The sequence below is a fragment of the Streptomyces sp. NPDC015171 genome (genome assembly GCF_043079545.1).
Lineage (GTDB): Bacteria > Actinomycetota > Actinomycetes > Streptomycetales > Streptomycetaceae > Streptomyces.
On the sequence record NZ_JBIBUO010000011.1, the window covers coordinates 333,331 to 340,585 of the forward strand.

General features: G+C 74.8%; 9 protein-coding genes. 6 read left to right on the top strand and 3 right to left on the bottom strand.

All coding sequences use genetic code 11. The features are described 5' to 3' along the window. Positions 1-3: 3 nt before the first annotated feature. Genes ACF073_RS28730 through ACF073_RS28740 form a run of 3 tightly spaced genes read right to left on the bottom strand, consistent with a single transcriptional unit; the run spans position 4 to position 3,536 of the window. A complete protein-coding gene (locus ACF073_RS28730; RefSeq protein ID WP_392074288.1) occupies positions 4-1,437 on the bottom strand; it encodes a sugar transferase in 1,434 nt (477 codons plus the stop codon). Continuing rightward, positions 1,434-3,059, bottom strand: a complete 1,626-nt coding sequence (locus ACF073_RS28735; protein ID WP_392074289.1) for a glycosyltransferase — start codon at positions 3,057-3,059, stop codon at positions 1,434-1,436. Before ACF073_RS28735 ends, ACF073_RS28730 begins: the two co-directional genes overlap by 4 nt. A gap of 54 nt (positions 3,060-3,113) precedes the next feature. Further along, positions 3,114-3,536, bottom strand: coding sequence for a hypothetical protein (locus ACF073_RS28740; protein WP_392074290.1), 423 nt, complete (start codon positions 3,534-3,536; stop codon positions 3,114-3,116). A 215-nt stretch (positions 3,537-3,751) separates the two neighbouring features. Between ACF073_RS28740 and ACF073_RS28745 the strand changes: the two genes are divergently transcribed. The 6 genes from ACF073_RS28745 to ACF073_RS28770 all read left to right on the top strand — a co-directional run bounded on the left by ACF073_RS28745 (position 3,752) and on the right by ACF073_RS28770 (position 7,119). Further along, positions 3,752-3,991 (top strand): chaplin, encoded by a 240-nt coding sequence (locus tag ACF073_RS28745; RefSeq protein WP_392074291.1) that lies wholly within the window; start codon positions 3,752-3,754, stop codon positions 3,989-3,991. Positions 3,992-4,161: 170 nt separating this feature from the next. Beyond that, a complete protein-coding gene (locus tag ACF073_RS28750) occupies positions 4,162-5,130 on the top strand; it encodes a hypothetical protein (protein ID WP_392074292.1) in 969 nt (322 codons plus the stop codon). Between the two features lie 199 nt (positions 5,131-5,329). Beyond that, complete coding sequence (locus ACF073_RS28755; RefSeq protein ID WP_392074293.1) at positions 5,330-5,620, top strand: hypothetical protein; 291 nt, start codon at positions 5,330-5,332, stop codon at positions 5,618-5,620. A gap of 170 nt (positions 5,621-5,790) precedes the next feature. Beyond that, positions 5,791-6,282, top strand: coding sequence for a DUF5949 family protein (locus ACF073_RS28760; RefSeq protein ID WP_392074294.1), 492 nt, complete (start codon positions 5,791-5,793; stop codon positions 6,280-6,282). Then, positions 6,282-6,437 (top strand): hypothetical protein, encoded by a 156-nt coding sequence (locus ACF073_RS28765; RefSeq protein WP_392074295.1) that lies wholly within the window; start codon positions 6,282-6,284, stop codon positions 6,435-6,437. The genes ACF073_RS28760 and ACF073_RS28765 overlap by 1 nt, the downstream gene beginning before the upstream one ends. A 163-nt stretch (positions 6,438-6,600) precedes the next feature. Next, positions 6,601-7,119, top strand: a complete 519-nt coding sequence (locus tag ACF073_RS28770; RefSeq protein ID WP_392074296.1) for a hypothetical protein — start codon at positions 6,601-6,603, stop codon at positions 7,117-7,119. The last annotated feature ends 136 nt before the right edge of the window (positions 7,120-7,255 follow it).

The following is a 7,255-nucleotide window of genomic DNA, read 5'->3' on the forward strand; positions in this document are numbered from 1 at the left end:
GGGTCAGCTCCCCGTGGAGCGCACGAGCGCGGCGGCGGTGCGCAGCAGGATGCAGACGTCCTGCCACAGCGACCAGTTGTCGATGTAGGCGTTGTCGAAGCGGGCCCGGTCCTCGATGGAGGTGTCGCCGCGCAGCCCGTTGATCTGGGCGAGGCCGGTGATGCCGGTCTGCATCCGGTGGCGGGCCGCGTACCCCGGGTAGGTCTTGCTGAACTGGGCCACGAAGTAGGGGCGTTCGGGGCGCGGTCCGACCAGGCTCATGTCCCCCCAGAAGACGTTCCACAGCTGGAGCAGCTCGTCCAGCGAGGTCTGCCGCAGGAACCGGCAGAAGCGGCTCATCCGCTGCTCCCCGGCCACGCTCCAGCGGGTGGCCGCCTCGTGCTCGTCGACCGGGCGGTGGGTGCGGAACTTCAGCAGGGTGAAGGGGCGGCCGTCCTTGCCGATCCGTTCCTGCCGGAACACCACGCCGGGCCCGTCGGTGCAGCGCAGCACCGCGGCGCACACCAGCAGCACCGGGCTGGCCAGCACCAGCAGCGTCCCGGAGACGGCCACGTCCAGCAGCCGCTTGCCCGCGCTGCCGCGCCGCCCGGCGCCCAGGTCGAGCCGGCGCACGGCGAACCCGGCGAGCTGGTCGCGCATCTCGTACGCCGGGCAGTCCGCGTCCACCTCCCACAGCGTGCAGCCCGATCCGGCGAGCGCCCGCAGCAGCGGTCCCTGCGCGGTGCGCACGGCCGGGTGGACGGTGAGGACGACCCGCACCCCGTTCTGGATGAGGGCCCGCTCCACCTCCTCGCCGGTGGTGAGCACCGGCAGCCCGCCGGTGCCGTCCGGGTGTTCCGCGACCACGCCCACCGGCCGCACCCCGCAGCGCGCGTTGCGCAGCAGCGCGGCGGACACCCGCTGCGCGGTCGCGGCGGGCCCGATCACCAGGGCGGTACGGGGGTGGCGCAGCAGTGCGATCCGGCGCCGCCAGTGCACCGCGCCCCGGCCGGCACCGGCCGCCGCCGTGTGCAGCGCGCAGCCGAGCAGCAGGGTCGGGGCGGTGAGGGCGCGCTCGGGGTCGTACGCGGCGAGCAGCGCGGCCAGGCCCAGCCAGAGCACCGCGATCCGCCCGCACACCGCGGGCAGTTCGTCGAGCACACCGGGCACCGGCCGGCCCGCGTACGGGCGCAGCAGCAGGGCGCCCGACACCAGGGCGGCGGCCAGCACCGGCCGATGCGCGGTCTCGTCCAGCGCGAACGCGCCCACCAGGGCGGCGAGCAGGTCGGCGGCGAGCAGGGGCAGCGGTGAGGCGGGCCGCGCCGGCGGGCGCCGCAGCGGGAACCGGAAGCCGTCCGCGACGCGGGGCGGCAGGACGGAGACGGATGAGAGTCCGCGGTCCCATGGCTGCGCGCCGGGGGACGCGCCGGGGGAGGGGACGGTACTTTCCGCAGTCACGGGTGGCTGGACTCCCTGCACTCGGAGGGCACGAGCTGGGCTGGTTCACCGGTCGCCGCCGGGGTGCGGCCGAGGAGTTCGCGGTAGAGGGCCGCGATCCGTTCGGCGGTGTGCCGCACGTCGTGCCGGGACATGACATGTCGGCGGCCCTGGGCGCCGAGGGCCGCGCGGAGCGGCGGGTCGGACAGCAGCCCGGTGACCGCACGGGCCAGTGCCCCGGGGTCCTCCGGCGGCACCAGACAGCGGGCGGCGAGCGCGGGCGGCAGGCTCTCGCGGGCGCCGTCGACATCGGTGAGCACCACGGCACGTCCGCAGCCCAGCGCCTCCAGCGGGGCGAGCGCCATGCCCTCCCAGCGCGAGGGCAGCACCACCAGGTCGGCGGCCCGGTACCAGGGCACGACGTCGGTGACGGCGCCGGTGAACCGCACGGAGGGGTGCGCCCGCCGGCGTAAGGCCGCGTGGTCCGGGCCGTCGCCGACCAGGACGAGGCGGGCCCCCGGCAGCGCGGCGACGACGTCCTCCCAGGCGCGCACCAGCACGTCCTGGCCCTTCTGCCGGCACAGGCGGCCCACACAGACGACGAGCGGACCGGTCACGGCGGCGGGCGCCTGCGCGGCGGGCGCCCGCGAGGCGGACGGCTGCTCAGCGGACGGTTGCGCGGCCGACGGCTGGATGGCGGGCGGCTGCTCGGCGGAGGGCTGCTCGGCGGGCGCCGGGTCGGCGGGCGGGGCCGTCGTGGTGGTGGGCGGGGCCGTCGTGGTGGCGGGCGCCGGTTTGGTGGGCGGGACCGGCGGTCCGGCGGACGTCGGTTCGGTGGACGCGACCGTGGGTTCGACGGATGCGACCGTGGGTTCGGCGGACGGGGCTGTCGGTTCGGTGGACGCGACCGTGGGTTCGATGGATGCGACCGTGGGTTCGGCGGGCGGGGCTGTCGGTTCGGTGGACGCGACCGTGGGTTCGGCGGGCGGGGCTGTCGGTTCGGTGGACGCGACCGTGGGTTCGATGGATGCGACCGTGGGTTCGGCGGGCGGCGCTGCCGGTTCGGTGGGCGAGGCTGTCGGTTCGGTGGGCGGGGCCGGAGCGAAGCGGGTGGTGTCGATGCCGTTCGGGACGACCGTGTAGGCCGCGCGCACCCCGGCCCGCAGGCCCGTCGCGCGTTCGGCCTCGCTGACGCACACCACCCGGTCCGCCCAGCGCGCACCCCACCGCTCCCAGCGCAGGGCGAGGGCCGCGGTGGCGCCGCCCACCGCCTCGAACGACCAGGCGTGCGGCTGGTACACGGTCGGGATGCGCCCGCGGACGGCGAGCCGCGCGGCGAGACCGGCCTTGGCGCTGTGCGCGTGCACCAGTTCGGGCCGTACCTCCTCGATCAGGCGTGCGAGCCGTCGTACCTCGCCCGGCAGGCCGGGTCCCGGGGACCGCGCCGCCTGCCAGTGCCGGACATCGGCGCCGAGTTCCCGCAGGTCCGCGGCGAGCGCGCCGCCGGGGCAGGCAGCCGTGACCGACAGGCCCGCCGCGAGCTGGGCCCGTGCCAGGTCGAGCACGACCCGGGCGACACCGCCGTCGACGGGTTGCGCGAGGTGCAGGACCCGGGGGCCGGGGGCGCGTGCTGGCTGGTGCATTCGCGGGTTACCTCGCTCACGGGGGCGCTCGGGACTGCGGTCGTGAACGCGCCGTCAGCTCCGGGCGTCCACGGCGACGAAGAGCGCACCGGCCCATGCCGCGTCCGGGTGGGGAACGAGCCGGAAGCCCGGCTGGTCACCGCCTTGGCGTAGGGCCGGACCGGGGGCCGGACCTGGTTCGCGCACGTCGGAGCCGTAGCCGAGCGTGTTGGCGTAGGCCGGAACCCCCTGGGCCGGTACGCCGCCCGGTCCGCTGATCGTGGAGTGGGGTACGCCGTCTTCAGGACCGGCGCAGTCGCCCGGTGCGACCGGCGTACGCCGGGGGCCGGGGGAGCGCGTGCGCGTCCCGAACGAGTCGTCGCCGACGGAGAGTACGCCGGAGTCGCCGTTCGCGGCGGCCCGCCGCGCCGTGTGGTGGCGCGGGCCGAAGGCGGGGGCGCCCGCCGTCGTACGCAGCGGACCCAGGAACTTGCGCATGACCGGCGGTGCCCTTTCGCACGTGCTGGGGAGATGCGCAACTCTAGTCGCTATACGTACTAATCTGGCGAAACCGGACAAGTGTGTCGGAAGCGTGAAGGTCTCCGCTGCGCATATCACCCCATCGGCCGCACAACCCCACGAGGTGCCGCGCGTTGACACAACGCCGGGTATCCCGCCCGGATGTTTGTGTCGATCCCAAGGAGCATCTCTCCATGTCGCGTATCGCCAAGGGCCTGGTCCTGACCTCTGCCGCCGTCGCGGCCGTCGCCGGCGGTGTCGGCGTGGCTGCCGCCGATGCCGGTGCGGGCGCCGTCGCCGCCAACTCGCCGGGCGTGCTGTCGGGCAACGCCATCCAGATCCCGGTCCACGTGCCGATCAACGTCTGCGGCAACACCGTCGACATCATCGGCCTGCTGAACCCGGCGTTCGGCAACACCTGCGTCAACGACTGACGTCGGGGCGCACCCTTTCGACCGGCCGTCCGCCCCGCGCATCAGCCGCGGGGCGGACGGCCGGTCGTGTGCTCCCTCGGACGGATCAGGCCGGTGTACGAGCGGTTGCGGTGTGCGATCGGTGAACTGACGGTGGGCTCAGGTCCCACTGTTCACCGAAAGGAACCCCCATGCGTGATCTGCCCGCCCGGCGTCTCGCGTCCACCGTCCTCTGCGCGGCCGTCCTGGCCGGCATCACCGGCCCGGCCGCCGTCGCCTCCGACACGGCCCGGGAGCACGGGCGTACGGCCTCCGGGGCGGCTGTCCCGGCCGCGGAGAAGGAGAAGCTGCTCGCTCAGGTCAGAGCCCTCGGCAACACGGGCTCCGTGCTCGATCCGGTCATCGACCTGCTCAATCAGTCCCTGGAGAAGGGCAGGCTCCCCGCCGACGAGGCCAGGAGGCTGGGCGAGGCGGCGAAGCAGGCCATCGCCAGGGCCGCCGCCGACCCGAAGCCGGTCGCTCCGATGACACCGGTGGAGCCCGCGTCCCTCACCACCCCGACGGCCCCCGCGACACCGACGAAGCCCGCCGCTCCGGCGACGCCGACGAAGCCCGCCGCTCCGGCGAGCCCCGCGACGCCGACCGCGCCCGCCGCTCAGGCGACCCCGTCGACCACGGTGAAGCCCGCGACCGACGCGTCGCCGTCGGCATCCGCCACGCCGACCGCCCCCGCGAGCCCCGCCAAGCCCGCGGCGCCCAGCGCACCCGCGAGCCCCTCCGCGCCCGCGTCCCCGTCGGTCCCGGCGTCCCCGTCCGCCCCCGTCGGCTCCGCGGCACCAGCGGCGCTCACCGCCCTCGGGGCGCCGCGGCACGCGCCCGCCGCTGTGACGCCCGCGTCCCGTGACCTCGCCGGCGACGCGCTCGCCGCGCTGCAGAAGGCGGTCGACAACCTGGTGAAGGCGGTCACCGACGGCCTGGGCGGGCTCCTGTCGGCCGCCACGGACGTGGTCTCCGGGCTGGTCGACCTGCTGACGTCGACCCTCCTCGGCGGCGGGCTCCCCGCGCCCAGCCTGACCGACCTGCCCCCGCTGTCCTCGCTCACCGCGGAGCCGAGCACGTCCGCGACCGCCGCCGAGCCGAGCGCGCCGACGGCCGGCTGACGGCCGGCTGACGGCCGGCCTGACCTCTCGCCGGCTGATGTCCCGCCGGCCGGCGGCCGGCGGCGACACGGCGAATCCCCAAGGTCTGTCGGGGATTTCATATGTCTTCTCCGCACGGGGTTTCCGGCCCGGCCGGAAGTCGTTAGGCACAGCGTCAGAATTCCCTGGGGTGACATGAGTTGCCGAAGAAAGGAATACGATGAAGTCCCTGAAGGCTGCCGCTGTCGTTGCCGGTTCCGTGGCCCTCGTGGGCGTCTCCGCGCCCGCGTTCGCCTCCCAGGCCGACGACGTGACGCCCACCAGCCTCAACGGCGCCGTCGACCGGATCGCCAAGGGCCCGCTGACCCTTGAGGACGCGATGCCGCTGCGGCACCAGTCGGACGCGCTCAACACCGAGAACAAGGACTCCCTGCTCCACACGGCCAAGACCGCCACGACCGCGGTGAACCGGCACAATCCGCTCCTCGGTGGCATGCCCCTGCAGCGCTGACACCCCGTTCCCGCTCCGCGAGCGGACAGGGGGCCGGTATCGCATCCGCGGCACCGGCCTCCGGCATGTTCGAGGCCGCTTCCCTCGTTCGTGTGGAGCGCTCCCGGGCACTGGTCCGTAAGAGTGAGCGGCCCCCGGGCGGCGCGCGGCCCCGTCGATAGGGTCGCGCGGTGACCTCAACCCCCACCGAAAACCGTCCCGCCGAGCTGGGCACGCTCGTCGTCCTGGCCTGGAGCGGCGAGGCCCCCGACGGCTCCGACATGCCCTATCTGCTGGCCTACTCCCTCGGCGACACCGCGGCAGGCCCGGAGGGCACCGCCGCCGCGGTCGAGCAGATGCTGACCGGCTGCGGCCTGCCGGTCGGCGGCGCGCTGGTCGACGGCACCGGCCGGCCCAGCCTCCCGGTCAACCTGCTGGTCGAGGCAGGCCAGGCGATCGTCCGGATGCCACGGCTCGTCGCCCAGGCGGACGCGCCGCCGGAGTGGCTCGCCGCCGTCCGGGAACGCGGCTACGCCTACCTCGTCTTCACCACCCGCGCCTGGCCCGAGGGCGAGCCCGGCAAGGCCGTCGACCCCGCCGCGCTGGCCGCGTTCGCCGGTGCCGAGGAGACCCTGACCGCCGCCGCGCACGTCGTCCTGCCGGCCACCAGCCTGCGCGGCTGATGCCCGAGAACCCCGTCGGCGGCAGGCGGTCCGGCCTGCTGCCGGCGCTCACCGGGGCGGGCGGCGCCCGCGCGGCATTCCTGCCCGTGCCCGGCCGCCTGAAGGGATTCTTCACCGAATGCGGCCGGTGCTTTCCCCGCCGCACCCCGATGTGATCGGAATGCGCGCACTCACCCGCTGGTGGGACTTCTGGACGAGCTGAACAATGACCAGCTGACTATTGCGGCAGCCGGGGGAAAAGTGCGCTGGTGGCGTTTTCCGGCTCGTTACGCGGTACGGACGACGAACCCCCCGCATCCTGAAAGGGACCGTACTGACATGAAGTCGACCACCCGAGCAACGCTTGCCGCCGTCATCACGGGCGTCACGGCCGCCGTGGGGGCCGCGGCCACCCCGGCCGCCGCAGCACCCGGCCCCATCCCGGTCCCCGTGCCGCTGGACGGTGTCTCCCAGTCCACGGGTCTGGAGATGCCCAAGGCGTACCTGGAGCTGCCGCTGCTGACGCCGGGCGTGCCCGAGGGACCCCGCTATGTCACCGGACGCCTGCTGCCCGACCACACCCTGCCCCGGGTGCCCATCACGGGCATGCTGCCCGGCGCGCACCTGCGGGTGCCGCTGCCGCACGCCCTCGGCGACGGATTCGACCACGTCGGCATCGACCTCCCCGCGTCCAGCCTGCGCACCCTCGGCCCCGGCCTGAACCTGGACGCCCCGCTGACCCCGCCCAACCCGGCCAACTTCGGCCTCCCGAGCCTGAAGATGCCCCAGGCCAGCGTCATCGCCCCGGTCCTGCAGACCGTGGCCGACGCCGACCTGGGCGCGGGCCCGGGCCTGTAGCCCCACCTACGGGACCTACGGGACCTACGGGACCTAGGGGCCTAGGGGGTGTTTTAGAAGTGGGCTTCGTTGTTCGCCCTGCGCCGTGATGATCGCGGTGTGGGGCGAGGGGATCTTTCTGACGAGCAGTGGGCGA